Source organism: Rubrobacter aplysinae, assembly GCF_001029505.1.
In the GTDB taxonomy this organism is placed as follows: domain Bacteria; phylum Actinomycetota; class Rubrobacteria; order Rubrobacterales; family Rubrobacteraceae; genus Rubrobacter_A; species Rubrobacter_A aplysinae.
In genome coordinates this window covers 1-20,132 of sequence record NZ_LEKH01000023.1, presented here as the reverse complement: position 1 = coordinate 20,132, position 20,132 = coordinate 1, and the positions used below count along the sequence as shown (strand labels likewise).

The window sequence follows — 20,132 nt, the reverse complement described above, 5'->3', positions numbered from 1 at the left end:
GTTTGATGAACGAGGAGCGCGAGCGTGTGCCCCCGCTGTTCTGGATCAACCACGTGGGTAGCGGCCTACCGGTGAGCATACCCTTGTCGGGATGTAGGGCTATCTGCTTATTTAGTCTCGAGATCATGGCTTTCCAGTACGCGGAGCACCACCTTAGAGGAGAGCCGGGGGTTGACTGGTACCCGGTAGGCTCTGAGGACCCAGACGACTTCTACAGGATGGCTGAGGGCGCCTCGCAGCAAGGTTTCGAGGGATGGGTTTTGAACCCGCCTTCAGATACGGTGGGCGAGCTTCCTGTCTCGCCTTGGTCAGAACTGCGCCGCGAGGTTCAGCGTAAGCTGGAGGCAGGAGCAGCCTGGGGTGCAGAGTCTCGCTCGTCGCCATGGTCGGACACATCAGCATATGCGGCAGACGGAGCCGCCCGGGAGGAGACCACAGACTCGATGGAGCCGAGCGAATGGCAAGAGATACTTTGGGATGCGGAGACTGTGAAGATGCAGCGCCTCTCCTCGCCGGCCGTCGATATCTTGGGAGGTCCGTCTTCTCCGTTCAAGAAGCCCCTATGGGTCGAAGAGTTTGAGCACGACAGACGCCGACTAGAGTTCTCTGGCAAGCAGGGTGCAGATACGCTAGACGATTGGTGCGCGCAGACCGAAGAGAGGATAGCGGCACTGCTCTCCCGAAGGCCCTGGAGTCTGCTCCACTTGCTTTCTCTCCTGAGACGGTTGCCCACTGACCAGTTCTTCTTGGGAGAGAAGGAAACGGAAAGTGCGACTAGCCGCCTCGATGCCTACCAGGCAGAGGTCACCGAGCACGCCGTTCTCAAATACGCCAACTGGGACGCAAACGGGATAGAGCTTGTTCCCTGTGAGTCTGAAACGTCGGAATTTGCACAGGATATACCGGACGTTGACGCAGAGCGTCTCGCGGAGGTCTTCTCCCTCGTCCGTCTGGGGGGCATACATCTCGCCTACCTTGAGAGGATGCGCAGAGGGATCGTTCGAGGCCAGACTATAATATTGCGTCCCGATGGCGTCTCGGACTCGCGCCCAGGGTCGGAGCTGAAGCGGCGCCTGGATCTCCACGAAGAGCGCACGAGTAAGTTTTCATTCCTAGGGGAGACGGCAGGCGTCTTGGGTCCTTCGCACGAAGACGAAGAGCAGACGGATGGTATGCACTCTACGCAGGCAGTTCGTACTACCTACCGGGAGGATGAGGGCGGAGGTCACTGGCGGTACGAGAAATCCCGCAGGCTGATCCAGAAGCGGGACAAGCGGTTCGATCTCTCCTCAGCAAACCTCACACCAGCCTACGAGTACCTCAAGCTACTCGAAGATGACGTTGTCGCCCAGTATAATCTTGCGCCCGAGCTCATTGTTGCCGCGCTCTCGGCTCTCAACGAAGCCGTGGTTCGCTTCGTGTTTCCCAACGAAAAAGAGACGCTGGTAAATACCTTCGCCCAAAGAATCGCGTACCTGGATAAAAGAGGGTACCTGATCATCCGTAGCGAGGCCATGGACAGCGGCATACTGGGCCAGTGGGCCGTTGAGGCTTACCGCAAGGCCTTTCCCGAAGCGCCCCAGCCGGAAGATCCAGATAGGTTCGCTCATGGCCTCAAGAGCCTCGCGTACCTCGATTCGTACCGCAGCGAAGACTTGAACCTTGAGGATGGTAAGCCTTACGTTAGACGTTCTAATTACGATGAGATGATCCCGATGCCCACGCCTTTCGTCTATCCAGCGGGAGAATACAGGATCGTGGACCTGAACGGCGTAGGCGACTTCTTGCAGGGCATCGTCGACTGCTTAATCCTCGAAGAGGCGCCTCGCCAGAGAGTGTCCGGGAGCCTGGAGCAAAGGTTAGGAGACTACCTCGATCACGAGCTCGACCATCCTCGGGCGTTTGAGCCCTCGAAAAAGCTTCGCGTGCATCCTCCAGGTGAGAGGAGCAGGATTATTGCCGAGCTGGACGCCTCGTTGACGATCGGGTCGGTTCTGGTGGCAATAGATGCCAAGTCCATACAGGTCTCACCAGGGTATCGAGGGTACGCCCACGCGGACCTGAGAAACCGCTGGCAGAAGTTCGAGTGCTACGTCGAGCATGCTGACAAGCAAGCCAAGAAGTTGGCCGAGCGACCCCGAGGCAGCAACTACGATCTTTTGGCCGAAGGCTACACCCACATCGTCACGCTGCTGTGCTCCACCGTGCCAGAGTTCATTGACACCGACGACCCCAGCTTCTTCGTGACAAGCGACCTACCACGCGTCGCCACGCCCCCGGAGCTAAGGGATTACCTGGCCGAGGCCACCGAGGACGATCTGAAGGTACTCCCGTTTGCAAAGCAGATAAGTGCTGAATAGCATAACCGAGTCGATAGCGAAGGTCAGTGTTGACTATCCGAGCCTGCCTGCTACTCGTTAAGTCAGAGCAACGTGCAATCCGTTTGCGTGTTCGCTCTCATCCTCTACCTACTATTCGGAGTGGAGCTGGTAAGGACCTGGCGAGACAGTTACAGCCACAACGATTTTAGTTCTAGCTTAAAGGAGGCAGTAGTGTCCGGCACTATGGACCCCAACCAATTCGCCAGCGCGATGGCTGCGTACCGTGACGCGATGCGCGCCTACATACGTTGCGGGAACGTGCCGGTAGACTTCGTCAAGCAACTCGGCGCCGGCTCCCAAAGCATGAACCAGCTCGGATACCATCAGGAAGCTTACGAGGTCATCCAGCTGATCATGAAAGGCACCAATTACATCAACGACTCAACCGAGCGTGTCATACAGACTTACCGCTCTTGGAAGGCAAAGGCGTCCACCAGCAGCTTTCTCGGGCTGTGGCGGGAGTCGATAGACTCCTATGAGAAGACTATTAACCTGGGCGAGCAAGGCGCGTATGCTCGTATAGAGGAGTCACACGCCGAGCTCGGCCGCGACGCCGTGTACGAACCTACCGACCACAGGGAGCTCGGATCCATGCACGGACGGGTCGGCGCTTTCGGTGAGGCCCGGGAGAGCTTCTCCATCGCCGAGGAGCGACTAGAGGCGGTCAGGCACAGGCTGGACCACCACACCCACCGGGACGAGTCGGCCCGCCTGCTCAACGCGCGGGCTATCGTGCATGCAGATCTCGGCGAATATGAGGAGGCGGAGAGCAACGCCCTGTCCGCCGCTCAGATTCAGGAGGTATTGGGCGAGGAGAAACCCGGTAGATTCCTGCAAGCCGCCATTGACTACGTCACTGCCGGGAGAGCCCGGAGGGAGCTCGCCCGCCGGGAGGACGAAGACTACACGTCGAGCTTCGAGGCGTTCGACGACGCGCTGCGGGTGTTGGACATGGTGCCGGAGGAGGATCGGGACCGGGAACACTCGGACAGGGAGTCGGAGGCGCGGCTGCAGAGGGGCCGCACGCAGATCCTGGACGGCGACTACGACGCGGCGATCGAGGATCTTGAGAAGGCGCTGTCCCTTAGTAGCGATTTCAACTTGGTCCAGCACGCTGGCGAACACCGCCTCTATCTTGGGGAAGCCCACCTCGAACTCGACGATCCGGCGCGCGCCAGAAAGAATCTGGAGGAGGCGGTTGAGCTCGCGGAGGGTAACGGCACGCCCGAGACCCTATGGCGCGGCCGATATGCACTCGCCTCGGTACACAGGGCTGAAGATCGTCCCGAGGAGGCGCGAAGCGAGTTGAAAAAGTGTGTCGAAACGATCGAGCGACTCCGCTCGCAGCACCTGCCTGAGTCTTCGAAAATTTCGATGCTAGACCTGAAGGACCGTCCGTATGAGGAGCTGATCGTCGACCTCTGTCAGCCGAGAGCGGATGGCCCGGAGGCACCAAAGAACGCGGAGGCCCTTGCCTATGCCGAGAGGTCCAAGTCGCGAGTCCTTACCGAGCGACTGGCTACGAAGGACGTGCCCGCTCCGGCTGGCGTACCCGAGGAGTTGGTGGCAGAGGAGAGGCAGCGGGCCGGAAATCTGAGGGCCTTACAGGATTCTGGGTCCCGCGGAAATGCCGCAAGGGGCGCCTACGACCTGCAGGCGAAGGTCGAGGAAGCCGAGCGGCGACTCCGCGAGGTCAGAGAAAAGATAAGTGCTTGCGGCGTGAGGGGCGAAGAGTACGTCTCGATGAGGGAGGGCGCGCCGCTGGACTACGCGGGCATCCGAAACACCTTGGCTTCGACCAGGGCCACGATCGGGCCGGGCCATGAGCCCTACACCGCAAGCGAGCGCGCGGAACGCGTAGTGCTGGTCGACTACTTCGTCGCTGAGGAGAAGATCCTCGTCTTCATTGGGCGGTCCGACTTCGAGAAGCCGCGCGCCTACGAGGTCGAAGTTTCACGAGACGCCTTGCAGGTTTGGGCCGACGAGGTCTTCGCGAAGGTCAAAACCTGCAACTACGAAAACTTATGGGATTTGCAAGCCTGGCAGAGTGAGATGGGACGACTGGTCGCACCCATCGAAGAGTGCAGCGAGGAGGGTGACGTGGTGTGGATCGTTCCCCACCGCGAGCTGCACCGCCTCCCGCTACACGCGCTCAAACTCGGTGGCCGCTACCTGGCCGACCGCAACCCGGTGTTCTACACACCTAGTGCCTCGGTCTTCCGGTACTCGAGGGCCAAGAATCCAGGCCGCGTCCCCGAAACCGCATTGGTGTTGGGCAATTCGTTGCCGCGCACCCGGCCCTTGGACTTCGCGGAAGGAGAAGCGGTAGCCGTGGCCGCGCTCTTCGGCACAAACGCCTACCTCAGGAATCGGGCGACCAAGGCCGTCCTTTACGAGGCGCTTCGGCGGGCGGGAGGCGAGATAGACGTGCTGCACTTCGCTTGCCACGGCGGATTCGACGCTGAGGCTCCCCTCGAGTCTCGGGTTGAGCTAGCCACCAGCGGCGGAGAAGAAGACGAGCAACCCGACCTCAACGTCGAAGACGTGCTCGGCCTGGAGCTCAAGGCGACGCTCGTCGGCCTGAGCGCGTGCGATAGCGGGCTCAGCAAGATTTACCCCGGAGAGGAACTCATCGGACTAACACGCTCATTCCTTTATACTGGAACCCCTTCGCTGTTGGTCAGCCTGTGGTCGGTGCACGATAGGTCCACGGGCGAGCTTATGGAGCGGTTCTACAAGGTTTTACTCGATCCTTCGTCGGAGGACGGCGTTGCAACGAGAACAAGCAAGGCACACGCCCTGCAGATCGCCCAACGGGGCGTGAGAAGCAACGGCCGGTTCGACCATCCCTTCCACTGGTCCTCGTTCGTCCTCGAGGGCGACTGGGATTAGGACCGGCTCTGCAACTTCCATAAGTGGAACGCCCCACATCGGAGCGCCGCTTCCTGACTCGTAGAAAGGTAGGAGGCCGGCCGATGCCTCCAATGCTTAGAGCTTAACGTACGTTTCGGTTCCGTTGCTACTCACGGTCCGTCTTGGCGAGTGGATTGGAAAGTCGTCCAGATGCCCATAGCGTTATGTGCGCCTTCTAGGATAGTTGCGCAGAAATCCTTCCTGTGGACTCCAGCGCTAGACTAGGGTGGATCTCTTCCTTAACCCAGTCCCCCCCAATCAAAGTGTGCCACCTCTTGAACCGGCGAAGTGCTCAAAGAGCGCGAGTCGGGACGGGCAAGGCCCTGCCACGGATTTTCTCTAACGCCCTGACTGGTAGAGTCCTGCCCGGATCCGCTCAAAGCTCTTTACAGTATCCGCGCTGTAGAGCCGCTCGCCACACCACTGACAGACCCTAGCCTCTACGTTCAAGGTAGCAGTGTCATCACCACCGCGGACAATCTTTTCTACCTGCCGTTTCAAGAGCTCGCCGCCGCAAACCGGACAGTAGTCGAACTGCCCTAGCTCCATGTCCCTCGGCTCCTCCCGATCCATGTCAGGTCACCTCCCCTGTACTTCCTCAGGGACTCACCGCCTGCATTCTCGCAGTACAGAATTCCCTGGAGAGTAACGCTACGCGTTCAAGATGGAAGATGATCTCCAGATAGTCACCCTCGCTGTCATAGTAGAGTTCCATAGTCTCTAGCCTCCCTAAATTTCCGTCTACAGGGTAGGGGATACAAGTATTCGAGTCGCGTGGAGGGCACGTTCTCATACCCCGGATACCCTGGAGGCTACCAATTACTCTCAGAGGAAGGGTTTCCCTTCTCCCCTTTTAAACCCCTCAACCCATCCCAGAACAGCAGAGCTAGGAGAGAAACGGAACAGCGAACCTGACAGCGGCCGGAAAGTCTCCTAGCGAGCAGCGAAGAGAAGAAGACCGGCCTCGTCCCCTGCGCGCGACCCGGATCAAAGATCCGGTCCGTGCTCGGCAAAAATAAAGGGAACAACGACGCATAATGCAACAGAGGAGCCCCGAGAGCCACCCAGACAACCAACGGCCCACAATACAACCGGAGGACTTTCACATCTTATCTTTCAGCATCTTGCTCACCGCGGATCTAGTTACGCCCAACGCTTGTCCGATCTGCTGGTGCGTAAGACCCTCGGCGGCCATCCTGCGGGCATCCTCGCGCCTCTGCGATGCTCTACCCTCGTACTCCCCTCGGCTCATCTCTGGGTCCTTGCGCTCCCGGTCGCGCCGGCGTCGCTCGTCGGAGGAGAGCAGGGTCCGCATATGACTCTCCTCCGACGCGTCTATCTCGAGCCACTCAATGATCCGCTGGTTCGTGAGCCGGTAGCGCGGATCCAGCATCTCGCCCCGCCACTCCACCCTCTCGCCGGCGAACGCCCTCTTGGTCCTGTTCACTACACTTGAGAGCTTGCCCGCCGTGTGATCCTCTGACCAGCTCCCGGCTTCGGCCGCGAGCTCGAACAGCTCCCGCCTCATGGCGTAGGGGCTCGATGCCAGCCAACTCATCCCCACGCCGGCGACGAACAGCCAGCGATGGCGGTAGTCCGTCATCTGGGCATCCATGAACCTTAGCTCCCTGAGCCTCTGTAGGTCCGTGAGACGCGCCTCCCAGAGCGTGGCCCCGGTGAACCCCTCTGGTGGGGCCTGCGAGCGCTTCTCGGGCTTTCTCGAAGCTCTGAGGGCTCGTTGGACGCGGAGGTCGTGAATCTCGGCCTGGGTCATGGGGAGCACCCTGTCGGCCAGCTTGTTGAACTCGTACACCTCCCCTACCGGAAGCAGGGAGTAGACTGGCTCGTCCTGGTTCGTGGTCCCGACCATCCTGAGCACCCTCGCCGCATCCGTAGCCTGGGGGTCTGCGCCGTGGGGCAGTAGGGCGCGGGTGATCTCGCTCTGGACCGCTCTCCAGCGCGGGAGTGCCGACCGCTTTACGTGCTCGTGCTGCCAGACCAGGTACAGGCCTCTGCCGGAGCTGATCGCCAGTGTCGGCGGCGGGATGCCGCGAGCTTCGAGGAGTGCCAGAGCGCCTTCGAGGACGTGGTAGGGATGGAGCCCCGCGAGCTCTGGGATGCGGTAGTAGTCGAGGTCGGCGTAGAAGCTGGATAGAGAGAGGAGCGTTGCTAGTCGCCGGCGGCCCCTGAACCTCTGAGTCGAGAGGTAGACGTCTGCCCTGCCGCGATAAGCGTTTGCAGCGGCCACGGCCGCCTCTACAGGGTAGGTACGCTCAAGCCAGCGCCCGGCGTTTCTGTGGGCAAGAGCCACTGTTCCCCTGCCGCCTGAGTGGAGCTGCCCTGCGTAGTGGCGGGGATCTGTTACCCACCGCTCGCCGTTCATATCCAGGGGCAGGGCTAGCTGTTTAGGGTACTGCTCCGATCCGGGATCGGCGGTTCCGTCCGGGTAGAGATCTATTGCTTGTTGCGGCTCTTCCGCCACATGGTCCTCCCCATGACCTAAGCAGCGGATTCACCTAGCTAACCGAATATGCTAAGATTTATCCGGTTAGCGGCGGTGTTGGAGACCTTTTGCCGGGGACTCACCGCCGCTTTCGTATATCTACTTGTTTTTCGGCACTCTAGCAGACTCGTTACCAGTAGGCAATTTTGCTGGTGCGCGGGTACAATAACCCCATGACTCTCAAGAAGATGACAACCTACATGGAGGATGACCTCTTGCGCTCCGTGAAGGCGCTTGCCGCCACCAGAGGCGAGAAGATCTACGAGATCCTGGCCGTGGCCCTGAAGCGCTACCTCGAAGAGGAGGAGACGGCGCAGGCGCCTGCATCGCCGGTTTCGCCAGCGTCGAACCGGCCGCGCGAGCTATCTCTGGCCGAGGCACTCTCAGAGCGTTCGGAGCAGTATGCTCACCGGACGCCTGGAGTCCCTCGCGAGAAGGCGGTCCACCTCCCCGAGGGCGAGACCCTCTCTGAGGCGGTACTCGCCGAGCGCGAGAGCAGCGGCTACTAACCGAAGCTCAAAGGGTTGATCCTCTACCTAGACACCTCCGCGCTCATCAAGCTCTATGCCGAAGAGCCCGAGACTGGAGAGGTACGGTACGCCGTTGAAGAGGCAAGACTGGCGGCCGTCTCCGAGATCGGCTACGTCGAGGCCCGCTCGGCGCTGGCCCGCAGGGAGCGCGAGGGCTCCTTCTCTAAAGAAGAACATGACGAGGCCCTGGAGCACCTGGAGCACGACTTCCGCGAGCTTTACCTGCTGCGTCGGGTCTCCGGAGAGATCATCGTGCAGGCGGGCGAGATGGTACGGAGCCACGCCCTTAGAGCCTACGATGCGGTGCATCTGGCGACAGCGCTGGAGCTGCGCGAAGAGGCTCGTGAGCTATACCGGCGTCAACAGCAGCCACCAGAGGAGTTGCAGGTGTGGCTGACGTCCTACGACTCCGCTCTATACAAGGCGGCCCGACGAGAGGGCATTACCCGGGAAGAGACCAACTAGACCCCAAACGGGTCAGAAACCCTCTGGCTTATGTCCGAAAGTCCAATATCAAGTACTGACATACTGTTGTCAGTATCTACTGATATACTGATGATGCGCTGCTTAAGCCGGTCAGGTCGAAACCTTCCACTCGCCCTGCGTTTCTCCACCTAATGAGGAAACGAAGTCATACCGGATACGGGTATCGCCGGATGAGAGCACGGCGACGTGGGCGCGCAGCGCGACTGCGCGACGCGGCAAGATCAACTCTGTACTCGCCACCTTCCCGCGACACGTTGGGTCCTCCAGAGGGCTTGGTCGGCTCAAAGCAGCTGGCGTCCAGGTAAATCCATCCGGTCATGAGACGTGCCTCAGCCTTGCCCTCGTTGACGAGCTCCACAACGATCGTCTTATCTGCGAGGGTCGCGTCCATGAGCCTCCCCTGCTGAATGAACGCCGTCACCGCATCGAGAGGGCTAACCTTTCCTATGTTCCGCAGCTTGTTAACCCATTGAGGCTCCACCGAGCCTTCCAACGCCTGTGAGTCCTCCGGGTCTACAAGGCGGACGTCACGTACACGGATATAGGGACGCATCTCCGCCTGTTCGCGAGCGAGCGCGAGCTGCTCCTCTACCAAGCGGCGGTCTTTTTCCCGCTCCTTGCCGCGTCGGCGACCCTGCCACACAGCCACCACGCCGGTCAGCGCTGCCACGCCCGATAGGACGACTCCTATAGCTTCCAGGCTCACGCCTAGATTCTACGCGCGAAGACTTGCTGCCAGTGGCTACATACTTGAGTCAGCGGTTAGCGTTCGGAGACTATCCTGCCCTCGCACATCAGTATGTACTGACATACGTTTATACTGATACTGATATACTGTTAGACGCATCGCCGTACATCAGTACGTAAGGGAGGATGATGAAGGTAGCGGTGGTGAACCTGAAGGGCGGTTCGGGGAAAACGGTCTCGAGCTTCCACCTGGCGACGGCGTTCGCCGCGCGGGGCCGGACGCTGCTCGCAGACTGCGACGAGCAGGGGTCGTCGCTCTCTTGGGCGTCGGCGGTAGAGGAAGATGGGGGAGAGGTCGGTTTCTCGGTAATGGGGTTGCCGGTGAAGGACGTAAACCGGCGTATACGGGACTTTGAGGCCGACTACGAGTATGTCGTGATGGACACGCCGCCAGGAGACTACATGGTCGCCCGCTCGGCGCTCATGGCAGCCGACGTGGCTGTCTTGGTGGTGCCGCCGACACCAATAGACCTAGACCGGGTCATGCCCACGCTTGAACTGATAGCGGACGTCGAGGACATGACCGGGCTCACCTACTACGTACTCTTGACCCGGGTGCGCCGCATCTCGCGCGAGGGACAGGACACCAGGGGAGCAATGGCGGAGATGGAGCTACCGCTACTCGAGGCCGAGATACCGCTACTTGGCCGATACTCTGACTCTTTCGGCCAGCCTATAAGGGATCTCGGCGAGTACGAGCGGGTAGCCAGAGAGCTACTCGGCGAGCGCGAGGAGGTGGTGCGGTGAGTGAGGAGAAGCGTAAGGGCGGCAGTGCCCGGGCTGCGCTCGGGCGGAGCGGCCGCGGCGAGAACATCAAACGTAGCCTGGGGAGGGGGGGAGTGTCCCCGCTCGAAGGCCGTGAATACCCGGAGAGTAACGATCCTCAGGAGGCGAGCCATACTGGACAGATGGTGGAGGAGCAGGGCAGTACGAAGCCCAGGACCAAGCGAATCACGGTGGATCTCCCGATCTCAGAGCACCGGTTCCTACGGGACTACGCCTACGACCACGACGCTGATGGGATGAAAGTGGTACGGGCGCTCCTCGCGGAGCTCGCCGAGGACCCAGAGCTAGGCAGTCGCATCCAAGCGCGGCTCGCCGGGAAATAGCTGACTGTAAAGAGCTTCCTTCTATCTACCGTCAGAGGTTGGAGACCTCGTTCAGGGTACTCTGCACGTTATCCACCGTCACCAGCTTGAAGTAGCGGTTATCTGGGTCCAGGTCTTGCCAGTCGTTCCCGAGCGCCTCCTTGTATTCGCTGGCCGCGTCGGTGGACCTGTCCTTGCCCTTCCACTCCAGCACCGCTACTTTCCCGCTTTTCATGAACGCTATGAGATCCGGGTTGAACTTCTGCCGATGATAACCCTGTAAGGAGAAGCCGCCCTTGTCGAGATTACGGTACCAACAGCGGACACTATCCAAGGCGTCCAGCTTGGCGGCGAACTCCTGCTCTTCGGTGTTGAGCTTGCCCGGGTACTCGAATACGGACTTGAGAAAGGACACAGTGCACTGGTTGTGGGGCAGCTCCAGCTCATCTGGCACCTGAAACGAAATATCCTGGTCCGCTACCAGTTCGCCGGCGCTCTTCAAATCCTCGTAGCTGTCCTTGGCCCACCGCACGTAGTGTTCATCGAGGTTCTGCTTTAGCCGGTCCCGGACGTGATACTTCATCCGGTACAGTTCCTCGGCGCGGTAAGCCTTCAGGAGCTCGTCTACGGCCTCCTCGACGTACTGTCTGAGATCCTTGTCCGCAAGCTCGTTATAGCGGCCTATCTTGCCGAGCAGCCAGCTCGCCATCCGCTGCGGTGTCTCGACCACCACGCCGCTAGACTCTTCCGCCTCTGCCATCTCCGTAACGAACGGACGATCCTGGTCGACGTCGACCCGTGCTCCCTGGCTTGTGGCCTTATTCAGGTCGCTCGCATTGAAGGAGATGCCGGTCAGGTTGAAGTTGCTCCCTAGCAGATCCTGGACGTATCGTAGCTCGCGCCCCCCCTCGCTCGTACTCACGGCCATAAGGGGTATCTCCAGATTCTCGTAGCGAGCCTGCATGGGGATCATGTACTTCAGAGAGGATGAGGAGTCTCTCACCTCATACTTGCTGTAGCCATTTTCCACCATGCCTTTGACGATGGAGTCCACGGCCTTGTTGAACTGCTCCGCCGAGGTGTAAACGTAGGCCTCGTTGAGCTCCGCGCGCCGCTTCTCACGTACTCTCGGTAGCCGCAGTATCCTGCCCAGGAGCTGTTCTACCGCCTTTGGCGAGCCGAGGTTGAAGACGGAGGCGAGTACGTAGGCAAAAGGTGCGTCCCAACCCTCTTTCAGAGCGTCCCGCGTGATGATATAGCGTACCTCTACGTCCTCGGCCAAGAGGTCCGTGTCGCCTAGCTCGTCCTGGCTGCCCGTTCTGATCTTTATCTGAGGCTCTGGGATGCCAAGCTCTCCGGCGAGAAACTCTTTTACCCGGGTCACGTGGATCTTATCCGGATGGGCCTTGTCCTGCTCTGCCTGAACTAGCAAGATCGGCCTGATGTACTCGCCAGTATCTGCTCGTTCCTGCTTTGCCGCCTCTTCTAGCTCGTGGCGCTTGTCCACGGCGCCTCGGAGAGCGGATTCCCAGTGGGTCTCGTTAGCGAGGTTTATGGGGAGTTTCACCATCTGCTCTTCTTTGAGCTCCAGAGCGGACACTTCCGAGAGCACGTTGCTTCCCTTGGCGGGTGTCGCGGTAAGCTCCAGTACGAACGACGGGTTCAGGGAGCCGAGGAGATCCACCGAAAGCTCGGAGCCGTAGTTGTGCCCCTCGTCTGCGATAACGAGTGGTCTGGAGCGCCGTATGACCTCGAAGAGTGAAAAGGTGGTTCCCCTCTGCTCCTCTTCACTGGTGAAGTGGCTCTGGAGATAACCGTTGTCCTCGTAAGCCTTTAGCCCTTCCTTATCTTCCCGCTTCATCGCCTGCATAGTGGAGACGATGAGGCAAACACCGTCTCGCACCTGGTCGGGGCGGACCTTGAGCGCCTCCTCGTTGCTTAGTACGGTCACGGGCTTGTTGAAGCCACTCTCTAGCACCTTGCGGTAGGGGTGATTCTGATCCTTGAGTGCTCGTAAAGTCTGGGAGCGAATGGTCTCACTCGGGGTTAGCCACAGTACCACGCCGCTCTCATCCTTATCTGTCAACAGAGAATCGTAGAGCAGGCTTACCGTGGAAGCGGCTATAAGGGTCTTGCCGCCACCCGTAGGGACTTTCAGGCAGACGAACGGTGTCTCCGGGTTGTTCTCCAGCGGATTGAATGGCCTGTTAGTCTTCCCATAGAAAGCCAGGCCCGCTGGATTATCCTCGCCGATGCCAAGGTAACGCCCGACCAGCGCGGCGTATTCCTCGATCTCCTCGAGCACTCGGCGCTGATAGTCCTTCAGGCTCAGTGTACCGGGATAGCTCGGCAGCAAGCTCAAATATTCGCCTCCTTGCTCCAGCGCGAGATTCTTTCCAGCAGGTCTCTGGGAAGCTTGCGGAAACTGATGCTACGAGCCGCTAAATCGTCGTCGTCCACGGTACATCTGTCGGCGTAGACCATTTTCTGCGTGCCTCCACATGGCAGGGCGGCCAGTTCGTCTTCGCCGAATGTCGCAGTCTGGTCCGGTACGTAGAACAGGTACATTTCTGCCCCGTTCGCAGCACCTATGTAGCCCGAACCATCCTCCGCAATGCTCTCAGCCGCACGTCCGGTTTCGAGGAACAGGACAAACCGTGCGAGTTCTTCGCGCTTGATCTCCGGGTTGATGTCGTCCCCTGATTCATTAACCAGTTCTTCGCCCAGACCGTAGAAATCGAAGCCGGCCTCCGAGCCGAGATAGGGCTGACCGCCCTCACCCCGGATAGCTCGCCTTACTCGCTCTGCGGTGAGGGAGTCTGCATAGTCCTCCATCTCGACTAGGGCGAACCTCCGGCTTCCGCCATCCTCAGCGTTCTGCTTCAAGACCGCGTGTGCAGTAGTACCGGATCCGGCAAACGAATCGAGCACTATGGAGTCTTGATCCGTAGCAACCTGGATTATCCGCTGCAGAAGTTTCACAGGCTTAGGGGTAATGAAGACATCAGAAGTATCCTGGAAATCCATGAGCCGGACCAGCTCCTTCTTGGCATCTTGAGTATGACCGGCCTGCTCGTAGCTCCAGATCGTTTGCGGAACAACTCCCTGCTTTACCTCAGAGAGAAAGCGCTTGAGGCGCGGCACGTTATTCTGATCCTTACCCCACCAGATGCGTCCTTCGGCATTCAACTCTTCCAGATACTCTTTGGAAACACGCCAGTAAGAGCCCTTTGGAGGACCAGAAATTACCTTCCCGGAAGGTGTGGTGACTGGATATGTACCCTTACTGTAATGGTTACGTGCTGAAAGATCACCGGAAGTCCATGGCCCACGCGGATCGTTGTCCGGATTCTTGTAGCGTTCATCGGCTGCTTCACTGCGCGGGATCAAGTTAGGTCGCCATACTTCTGCATTCTTAGCGTAGACAAGAACGTAGTCGTGATCGTCGGAAAAGTATTTGGCTGTATTCTTCGGAGAAAAGACCTTCTGCCAAATCACTGAGGCGATGAAGTTATCACGGCCGAATATCTCGTCCATGAGAACCTTGGCATAATGGGCCTCGTTGTCGTCCATGGTCACCCATATGCTGCCGTCTTCGGAAAGCAGCTCTCGCAAAAGCTGAAGCCTCGGGTACATCATGCACAGCCATTTGTCGTGCCTGGAGAGATCTTCGCCCTCCCCGCCAACTACCTTACCTAGCCACTGCTTCATCTTCGGCGCGTTCATCCGGTCGTTGTAGACCCAGTCTTCATTGCCAGTGTTGTATGGGGGATCTATGAAGACCAGCTTCACTTGGTTACGGTAATAGGGGAGCAGGGCCTTCAGCCCTTCGAGGTTGTCGCCGTGGACAATCATGTTACCGGGGTCGCCGGAATTCTGATTGTAGGAAGACTCCGGTACACCTTTCAGCAGGCGAAATGGTACCTGCTCTACGTGATTGACTACGTACTGCTTGCCGATCCAGTCTAGCTTAGGCATAGGGCTCCCTCTCTACTCACACGGTTAGTATCCGATACGAGAACCTCGCTAACAATGGCCCCGGAATACCAGTAGCCTCCGGACAGGATTGTCCGTCGGTTCGTCGGTGGGGCTGTTCAGCCGAGCATAAGTTTTACAGAGGACTCCGCTAGGGACGGCAAGTACCGCGCAGCGGATCTTGGGCGCAAGGGCTGATACGAAATCCGCTTCGGCGAGTATCGCCCCGGATCGAGGCAAGACCAAGGTAACGGAGCCCTCGCCGGGCTCCACTAAGCCCTCAGGAAAAGACCCTCGTAACTTGAGTAAATAGAGGGAAAGCAGCCTCCCTTCGCGGTCGTGAAACCGAGGAACTACCGGTACAATACCCGTTTATTGGGGACTGATAATGGAAACTCGCTGCTGGATTTCCCAGCGTTCGTGCGCATCATGGGCGTGAACCGGGGCGTCCCTTGCGCCTTCTTCCTGGGGGCGGGGGCCTCGGTGAGTTCCGGTGTGTACTCGGCGTACGCGTGCCTGTGGGAGTGGAAGCGGGAGATCGTCAGGACCGAAGAGCCTCAGTTAGCACACCAGCTGGAAGAATTATCGCTGCCATCGGTGCGCCGGAGGATCCAACACTGGCTCGACACCCAGGGAGTCTATCCTGAGGAAGACGCCCCCGATGAGTATGGTTTCTACGCCGAGAAGTGCTATCCCACGGATAAAGCCAGACGACAGTATTTTCAGAATCTTGTGGAGGGCGTTAGGCCCTCCCCCGGATACCAACTCTTGGGTTTGTTGGCCGCCAACGAGATCGTGGAGTCGGTCTGGACGACCAATTTCGATAGGCTCGCGGCTAGGGCCGCCGACGCCGAGGTAACAGTGGTCGAGGTCGGCCTGGACAGCCCTGACCGAGTGCTAAGGTCGCGTAGACGGGGCGAGCTCCTGCACGTCGCGTTGCACGGCGATTTCCGGTACGACGCGTTGAAGAACACGGCAAAAGAGATACAGAACCAGGACGCAACCCTGCGGGAAGCCCTGGTCGACCGCGCGGCCGGGACGGACCTGGTCGTGGCAGGCTACAGCGGGCGCGACGGGTCGATAATGGACTCGCTGCGGGAGGCCTACTCGCGGCCGGGTACCGGGCGGCTGTTCTGGTGCGGGCACGGCGACGCGGGACCGTCCGGCCCGGTAAGCGCATTGATCGCGGCGGCCACGGACCATGGCAGAGAGGCATACTACGTGCCCGCCCCGGGCTTCGACGAGATCCTCGAGAGGCTGGCGCTCGGGTGCCTGCCCGAGGAGGAGCACCAACGCGTGAAAGAGTTGCGCACGAGCCGGAGTAACGAGGGGAATAGCGCGCCCTTCTCCATTCACGAGGGAAGAACCGTAGGGGTCATAAAGAGCAACGCCTTCCCCGTCGAGTGTCCGAGCGAGGTCCTACAATTCGATTGGCGGTACGCCTCCGAGCGCGGCGCTTGGCGACGCCTTAGGGAGCGTGTAGCCGGAAAGGACGTCGTCGCGGGTCTCCTCCGGCGCAAGGTGCTGGCGCTCGGGACCGTAGACGCGGTCAAGGATGCGTTCGCGGGGGAGATTGAAGGCCAGATCGAGCGGACCCCGATAGGCGGGCACGAGCTCGGGATGCAAGACGGCGTCGTCGTGGGTCTCCTTACCGAAGGCCTAACGCGCGCCCTCGCCACCGAACGTGGACTTGGCACCGACGGGCGCAGGCTGCTCTGGATCGAGGACGAATACGAGAGGCGGCGGGCCTACGGGACGGCCTGCCGCGTGCACGAGGCCCTCCTCGTGCATCTCAGACGGTACGGCGGCAAGCAGCACCTTGTGCTGATGCCCACGCTTCGTTGCACGAACGAGGCGGGGGAGGAGTTGCCCCGTGAAGTGGAGCAGGAAGTAAAGCGGGCCGTGCTGGGAAAGCAGCACAACGACAAGTTCAACGATGCCGTCAACCGCTGGCGCGAGCGGTTGTTTCGTGCGAGCCGCAACGTGGAATTCCCGCCGGATGCTGGGTCAACTTTCAGGTTTGGCATCCGGCCCGCGCCCAACTTTGCGAAGATCACTGGACGCAGCAGACGGACGATTAGGGTACCGCACGACGTAAAGCGCCTAGTGGACGTCGCCGGCGTGGAGATCGACGAGCCAGAGTTGCTGTTCAGCAACCGCCGCGGCGACGGCAACGAGAGAGACGTCAACCCCGTGCGCGGCCTGCTGGAAAACAGGCCCTACGACTACCCACTCAACACGGGCATCTTCGGTGACGAGATACGGGTGGGGGTGGTCTGCCCGCCGGCGCACGCCGGTACGCTCTCCGATTACCTCGGCGACTTGCGCCAGGATCGGCGAGTAGACAGCAAAAAGGAGTACCTCCTGGACTATCCTGGGTTCGATCGGGCGTTCGGCATCTCCCTGAACATCCCTGGTCCGCACAACTCGGCCTGGGCCTCGTGCTCGGAGCCGGACGCGGGCCTTGCCCCGGAGCGCGCCGGCCCCGAGCTTGGGCGCCGCATCCTGGCGAGCATCGACTCCCTCCGCTCCTCGGCGAACCCGAACGTGGTGCTGGTTTTCGTGCCAGCGTCGTGGGCACCGTGGGAGGAATTCGACACGGAGGACCAGCGCTTCGACCTACACGACTTCGTGAAGGCCGGCTGCGTACAAAGGGGCATCGGCACGCAGTTCTTGCGGGAGAGGACCCTAGGGAAGGCGCACCAAGGCGAGATCTCGTGGTGGCTTGCCCTGCAGTGCTACGTGAAGGCCATGCGCACACCCTGGCTACTGGCCGACATGGACCCGGACCTCGCCTTTATCGGCCTAGGCTTCAGCCTCGATCCCACCGCCGGACGCGGCCGACAGGTCCTCATGGGCTGCAGCCACGTCTACAACTCGGAAGGGCTGGGCCTCAGCTACAAGCTCGGCAAACTGGAGAACTCCGTGATGCGGCGCGGCAACTCTTTCTTGTCGAAGGAAGACGCTCGTCGCATGGCCGAGAACGCCGTGCAGCTTTTCTGCGAGTCGGGACGCCGCATGCCGGATCGGGTGGTGGTCCACAAGAACGGCCCCATAGCCGACGACGAGCGCCGCGGCCTGCTGGAGGGCCTCGGGGACATGTCCTCCGTCGACATGCTGGAGATCACGGTGGACCCGGCGCTCCGGTACGTGGCCTCCTGGATCAGCGGCAACCAGATGAAGGGGGACGGTTTCCCCGTGAGGCGCGGCACCGCCGTCGCTCTGGACAGGCAACGGGCTTTGGCGTGGGTGCACGGCACGGTCGACGCGGTGGAGGGCAACCGACGCTACTACCAGGGGAGGAGCAGGATACCGGCTCCCCTCATGCTGAGGCGGCACCACGGCGCGTCGAGCCTGCCGGTCCTGGCCGAGCAGATACTCGGACTATCGAAGATGGACTGGAACTCGCTCGACCTGTACACGAAGGTCCCCACCACCCTGCGCTCATCGAACGAGATAGCGAAGATCGGCGGCCTGCTCGACAGGCTCGGTAGTAACTCCTACGACTACAGGCTCTTCATCTAGGAAGAAATGCGCAACCGCGTTGTCCAACAGCCCATGAGCCAGGGTCCGCAACTTACTCCTCTGGCTCTTCCGGGGGCTTGGCGCAGCGCACCGCCTCTATCAAAACTCCGACTAAACCTTCCTCTTCGGGCGCGGCATCCTTCCCGGCGCGCGTAAGGATCTCGACCGCTTCGTCGTACTGGTTAAACCAGCCCTTCTCGAAACTGTACTCCTCCGGGTCCCGCTTAGGCTCGGAAGCCTGGACGATTTCGGCCGTACGTCCGAGCGTTTCCACGGCTTGCCCGCGCGCGAGGAGCACGGCGAGGGCGTCGGGGAGATGAGCGCCCTTTAGGCGGAAGAGGCCCCCGTCGTCGACCAAGGTCTCGAAGAAGAGACCGGATACAAACGACCCGGGCCAGGAGGCTGGGGACCGGCGGATGCGATCGATGAGCCCCTGGGCGCCGAACGACGAGCCTTGCGCCGCTTGGAGAACGTTCCTACCCATTTGTTCTTGTTCCTCCGATCGGAGAGTCCTCAACTGGTACGGTCCTGCGTTTCCCAAGGCAGAGGCTGCGGCGTTCTGCCGGTCCCAGTTGTGCGACCGTAGGTCGTCAAGCAGCCTGTCGGCGTAGGCCTCGAGCGGCACACCGGCGCTCTGCAGGGCACGGTAGGAGGCCTCGTCTACCCTCGACCTTACCTGGTCGAGCTCCTCCGGGGTTAGAAGGCCGGCTGTAAGTAGCCCGCGGGCTCGCCGCAGACCAAGTAGTTTTGCGGTGGACGACGCGCCGTCGACCGGTTTGGTTAAGTGACCAAGCACCATTCCCCGCGCCTGGTCTGGCAGCAGGCCGAAGGCCTCGGGCGTGCCGAGCATGAGGGAGGCCGCGACGGGCCTCCGGCGGACCACCTCCAGGATGCTCCAGCGGGGCTCGGAGAAGTTCGGCAGCATCTCCGCCACGAAGCCCCCCAGGAACCACCCGGCCCGCCTCCTTATGGTGTCGCGCTCAGGATCACCGAAGACCTGCTCGTACCCCTCGACCAGCCCCTCTAGCAGCCGGGGCGCGGCGATGGGGTGCAGCCTGCGGGCCACGCCAGCGGCGTTCTCCCGGACGGCCTGCTCGTCGTCGGGCAGCCAGTGGGTCTCGTCGAATAGGGCGGCGAGTTGATAATCGGCATAGCCGTGCCGCAGGAGGGTCGGCTGTGAGAGCACGCCGTCGACCGCGATCTCGAGCGCGGCCAGCGTTTCCTGCTCCGTGGGTCCTCGCCCGGTCGGATGGGCATAACGGTTGCGCATGTCGCGGAGATGAGAGAGCTTGTCGTGCTGCTCGTTCGTTACGAGGCCCAGGGCTTTGGCTTGGTCGAGGAGGTGGAGGTCCGTGGCTTGGTTATCCTTCTCGAGCCGTTCGAGCTCCTTCAATACCTTACCCGCCTGACCATCTCCCCGATGGGCCATAGCCGAAAACCTGTTTCGCAAAGACTCTGCTACCGAGATCCAGGTCACGATGTAGGAAGCCCTCAGCGCGCCGGCCTCAAAGCAGATCACTGCCTCCTCGAACAATGGACGATCGGCCGCCTCGGGGATCTTGTCCCTCATGGTGGCGAGCATGGCGCTCACGTTCCGGTCGCTGCCGTTGCCGGAGGATTCGAGCTCATCACTACTCACCACGTTTTCTCCCAGGGTGTCCTATCCAACTTCAAGTGCCGGCGAATTGGCATCGGAAAGATTCTCCCCACACCGCACCAGCGGAACGTGGTGCCGACGGCTTCGCCAAAAGTATGACATTCGCGGGCTCCTCGATGCTATTGATGCCGGGACTTTATGAGTTAGTAAAGAACTTTATTCTATGACTACAGTACAGACCAACTCACCAACCCTTTACAGAGATATTTGCAAATCTTGTGGATCGAGGTCGGGTCACGCGGCGACCTTCTCCTCGCTTCCTTCTATCAGCTCTCCGTTTCTGAACTTCGCTCCGGCCCTAACCAGCGCCACCAGATGAGATCCGTT

Annotated in this window: 13 protein-coding genes; 7 read left to right on the top strand and 6 right to left on the bottom strand. The window is 60.5% G+C overall.

Features of this window, described 5'->3' with window-relative positions:
- Positions 1-2 precede the first annotated feature (2 nt).
- Both ABD53_RS14800 and ABD53_RS14795 read left to right on the top strand, forming a co-directional pair.
- Positions 3-2,360, top strand: a complete 2,358-nt coding sequence (locus ABD53_RS14800) for a hypothetical protein (RefSeq protein WP_047866603.1) — start codon at positions 3-5, stop codon at positions 2,358-2,360.
- 192 nt (positions 2,361-2,552) lie between these two features.
- Complete coding sequence (locus ABD53_RS14795) at positions 2,553-5,273, top strand: CHAT domain-containing protein (protein ID WP_047866602.1); 2,721 nt, start codon at positions 2,553-2,555, stop codon at positions 5,271-5,273.
- Between the two features lie 360 nt (positions 5,274-5,633).
- On the opposite strand, the gene ABD53_RS14790 is transcribed toward ABD53_RS14795, so the two are convergent.
- A complete protein-coding gene (locus tag ABD53_RS14790) occupies positions 5,634-5,867 on the bottom strand; it encodes a YgiT-type zinc finger protein (protein ID WP_200900414.1) in 234 nt (77 codons plus the stop codon).
- A gap of 529 nt (positions 5,868-6,396) precedes the next feature.
- Positions 6,397-7,776, bottom strand: coding sequence for a hypothetical protein (locus ABD53_RS14785; RefSeq protein ID WP_047866601.1), 1,380 nt, complete (start codon positions 7,774-7,776; stop codon positions 6,397-6,399).
- A gap of 167 nt (positions 7,777-7,943) precedes the next feature.
- Here ABD53_RS14785 and ABD53_RS14780 point away from each other — a divergent pair, with 167 nt between their 5' ends.
- The gene (locus ABD53_RS14780; RefSeq protein ID WP_047866600.1) at positions 7,944-8,306 is read left to right on the top strand and encodes a hypothetical protein; all 363 of its coding nucleotides are present in this window, start codon (positions 7,944-7,946) and stop codon (positions 8,304-8,306) included.
- 15 nt (positions 8,307-8,321) lie between these two features.
- A complete protein-coding gene (locus ABD53_RS14775; RefSeq protein ID WP_053058143.1) occupies positions 8,322-8,792 on the top strand; it encodes a type II toxin-antitoxin system VapC family toxin in 471 nt (156 codons plus the stop codon).
- A 166-nt stretch (positions 8,793-8,958) separates the two neighbouring features.
- Here ABD53_RS14775 and ABD53_RS14770 read toward each other — a convergent pair whose 3' ends face one another.
- Positions 8,959-9,519, bottom strand: coding sequence for a hypothetical protein (locus tag ABD53_RS14770; protein ID WP_152670803.1), 561 nt, complete (start codon positions 9,517-9,519; stop codon positions 8,959-8,961).
- Between the two features lie 167 nt (positions 9,520-9,686).
- Between ABD53_RS14770 and ABD53_RS16245 the strand changes: the two genes are divergently transcribed.
- Both ABD53_RS16245 and ABD53_RS14760 read left to right on the top strand, forming a co-directional pair.
- Entirely contained in the window at positions 9,687-10,307 is a 621-nt protein-coding gene (locus ABD53_RS16245; protein ID WP_084709739.1) for a ParA family protein, read from the top strand.
- Positions 10,304-10,669 carry a hypothetical protein gene (locus ABD53_RS14760; RefSeq protein ID WP_047866598.1) on the top strand — a complete coding sequence of 122 codons (366 nt, stop codon included), beginning with the start codon at positions 10,304-10,306 and terminating at the stop codon, positions 10,667-10,669. The genes ABD53_RS16245 and ABD53_RS14760 overlap by 4 nt, the downstream gene beginning before the upstream one ends.
- Before the next feature lie 31 nt (positions 10,670-10,700).
- Here ABD53_RS14760 and ABD53_RS16240 read toward each other — a convergent pair whose 3' ends face one another.
- Together ABD53_RS16240 and ABD53_RS14750 are read right to left on the bottom strand one after the other, a co-directional pair.
- A complete protein-coding gene (locus tag ABD53_RS16240) occupies positions 10,701-13,010 on the bottom strand; it encodes a DEAD/DEAH box helicase (protein WP_160309712.1) in 2,310 nt (769 codons plus the stop codon).
- Positions 13,007-14,626 carry a site-specific DNA-methyltransferase gene (locus ABD53_RS14750; RefSeq protein ID WP_047866597.1) on the bottom strand — a complete coding sequence of 540 codons (1,620 nt, stop codon included), beginning with the start codon at positions 14,624-14,626 and terminating at the stop codon, positions 13,007-13,009. The genes ABD53_RS16240 and ABD53_RS14750 overlap by 4 nt, the downstream gene beginning before the upstream one ends.
- A 372-nt stretch (positions 14,627-14,998) precedes the next feature.
- On the opposite strand from ABD53_RS14750, the gene ABD53_RS14745 reads away from it, so the two are divergent.
- The gene (locus ABD53_RS14745; protein WP_047866596.1) at positions 14,999-18,148 is read left to right on the top strand and encodes an SIR2 family protein; all 3,150 of its coding nucleotides are present in this window, start codon (positions 14,999-15,001) and stop codon (positions 18,146-18,148) included.
- Between the two features lie 52 nt (positions 18,149-18,200).
- On the opposite strand, the gene ABD53_RS14740 is transcribed toward ABD53_RS14745, so the two are convergent.
- Positions 18,201-19,787: a hypothetical protein gene (locus ABD53_RS14740; protein WP_047866595.1), complete on the bottom strand. Its 1,587-nt coding sequence runs from the start codon at positions 19,785-19,787 to the stop codon at positions 18,201-18,203.
- Between the last annotated feature and the right edge of the window lie 345 nt (positions 19,788-20,132).

Excerpts from the sequence above, each read along its gene's own strand:
- ABD53_RS14790 (WP_200900414.1), bottom strand. The coding sequence starts at position 5,867 with ATGGATCGGGAGGAGCCGAGGGACATGGAGCTAGGGCAGTTCGACTAC.
- ABD53_RS16245 (WP_084709739.1), top strand. The coding sequence starts at position 9,687 with ATGATGAAGGTAGCGGTGGTGAACCTGAAGGGCGGTTCGGGGAAAACG.
- ABD53_RS14750 (WP_047866597.1), bottom strand. The coding sequence starts at position 14,626 with ATGCCTAAGCTAGACTGGATCGGCAAGCAGTACGTAGTCAATCACGTA.